This window comes from Aequorivita sp. 609 (genome assembly GCF_014212065.1).
In the GTDB taxonomy this organism is placed as follows: Bacteria; Bacteroidota; Bacteroidia; order Flavobacteriales; family Flavobacteriaceae; genus Aequorivita; species Aequorivita sinensis.
Genome location: NZ_JACJVM010000197.1, coordinates 1 through 1,572, shown reverse-complemented (window position 1 = coordinate 1,572; position 1,572 = coordinate 1). Strand labels below are relative to the sequence as shown.

Annotated in this window: 2 protein-coding genes; both read left to right on the top strand. The window is 29.4% G+C overall.

Features of this window, described 5'->3' with window-relative positions:
* The first annotated feature begins 150 nt into the window (after window positions 1-150).
* Entirely contained in the window at window positions 151-618 is a 468-nt protein-coding gene (locus H4O20_RS13310; RefSeq protein ID WP_185099587.1) for a hypothetical protein, read from the top strand.
* A gap of 133 nt (window positions 619-751) precedes the next feature.
* A complete protein-coding gene (locus H4O20_RS13305; protein ID WP_185099586.1) occupies window positions 752-1,441 on the top strand; it encodes a hypothetical protein in 690 nt (229 codons plus the stop codon).
* Window positions 1,442-1,572: the final 131 nt, after the last annotated feature.

The window sequence follows — 1,572 nt, the reverse complement described above, 5'->3', positions numbered from 1 at the left end:
GCTATAGTTCATTGCGGCGGAATTTTCTGCCGAAAATTCCCGCAGCTTTGCTATTTTTCGGCTACAGCGGAAAAGTCCTTCAGACATTTTCCGCAACGAAACCATAGCCAAACACGTTGTGCATAATATCCAAAATTGAACTCTAAAGAATTGAAATTAGAAATTGAACCTATAAATTTTGTTGGATTTATTTTTAAATCCTTTCTTTCAATGTTTTTGATTCTCTTTATTGCATCAATAATATTTGTGTTTGTTACCCCAAATTTGAAAAATAATTACACTGTTGCGATAATTTTGGCTGGATTAATAATGGCGTTAATTTTAGGGATTCAATTTATATTTCGTCCGACCATATATTTATACTCAATCTTTATATCAGAAACTATAACTGAATTAAAATGGCAAGAAAACGGAAAATTTAAATCTCGTAAATTCAATAACGCAAAAATCAAAACCGAATTAATTCCAAGCGGAAAAAATAATCCATATCTGAAAATTGACATAAAAGACAAAGAATCTAATTTAACTTTAAAACAATATCGAATAGGTGAATGGAATTTAGAAAAACTTAAACAAATTGGAATTGAAATAAAAAATACTATGCACAACAAAGTGTAAAAATAATTGCTTGGTTCTAACCTACTCGGAAAATCCTGCGGATTTTCCTCTGGTTCGTTCCTTTTTAGTAAGTTAGTTGCTCGCACACGCAACTATCCTTACACAAACCGTTGTGCGTCAGCTGAAAAAACCTATGAACACGAAAAGAAACATTAAGGAAATAGCACCATTATTGGCGGACGATTTTGTTGATTTAGAAGAATCAATTTTCGACACAGATTTGTATTCAGACTTTTTGACCAAAAATTCCGAGAAATTAGGAGTTTTTAATAAATATTTAATCTGCAAACTTCACGACAGTTGGATAATAAATATTATCAATCGAAATGATAGTTTATTAATAGAATTAAATGACTTTTCGACCTATGTTTTCGCTCATTCTATAATTGACAAATTTGAACTTTCCATTGACCCAGACTATATTTCATTTCCAATAAAAATTGAACTAAAAGGAAATCTAAAGCTTGAGTATAATAAAGTGGATGATTCCGGAAACTTAATTGAAATTGAGCCTTTAAAATTAGATGAATATCTTTACGAACAAGTTTCTAAAATAGAGAATAATAGAATTGAAATTGTATTTCACTTTTGGAAATCAAATCTTGACTCTGAAAAACCAGGAGAAAGAATAATTGTAATTGCTTCTGCTAAAAATATAGTTTTGACTGAAAATCAAGACAAAGCGTGGAACGAAATTTTCGGAAATAAATATGACAAATACTATGAATATTTTAAATCACAATTTGATAGTGACAGATACGTTTCAGACCATAATGAATGTGCTAAATTAATAACTGAATTTGAAAATAAAAAGAATGAATAAAGCCGAACGCACAACAAAGAACTGAGATAAAAAACAACTAATTTCTTTATTAATTTTTGACAATATAATTCTAGGCTTACAGATAGAAAGAATAGATCCGTAAGCTCTTTTTTATTTCAGGCACAATTATT